Annotated in this window: 1 tRNA gene; it reads right to left on the bottom strand. The window is 80.9% G+C overall.

Annotated features, from left to right (window positions below):
- Positions 1 to 63: 63 nt before the first annotated feature.
- Positions 64 to 139: transfer RNA gene (locus V5O49_RS00085), tRNA-Glu, on the bottom strand.
- Positions 140 to 366 lie beyond the last annotated feature (227 nt).

Genomic DNA, 366 nt, shown 5'->3' with positions numbered 1-366 from the left:
CGTCGCCGACGCGACCCCGGAGACGACGAAGGCCCGGTCCGCGAACGGACCGGGCCTTCGTGCTGGTACCCCCAGCGGGATTTGAACCCGCGTTACCGCCGTGAGAGGGCGGCGTCCTAGGCCGCTAGACGATGGGGGCCGGACGATGCTCTGCGAGGGCGCCTGCGCACGATCCGTCACGGACGGTGCGGGGTACCCCCTGGGGGATTGCAACCCGCGTTACCGCGGGGCGCCGGGGCCGGGGCCGCCGCGCGGGCCCCCCCCCCGGGGTTGGCCCCCCGGATCCCCCCGGGGGGGGGGGCGCGCCCGGCGCGCGTCCCGGCGGGGGGGGGGGGGGGCGCCGCCGGGGGGGCGCCCCCCCACCCG

Source organism: Isoptericola haloaureus (assembly GCF_036689775.1).
Taxonomy (GTDB): domain Bacteria; phylum Actinomycetota; class Actinomycetes; order Actinomycetales; family Cellulomonadaceae; genus Isoptericola; species Isoptericola haloaureus.
This window is presented reverse-complemented; position numbering and strand designations above follow the sequence as displayed.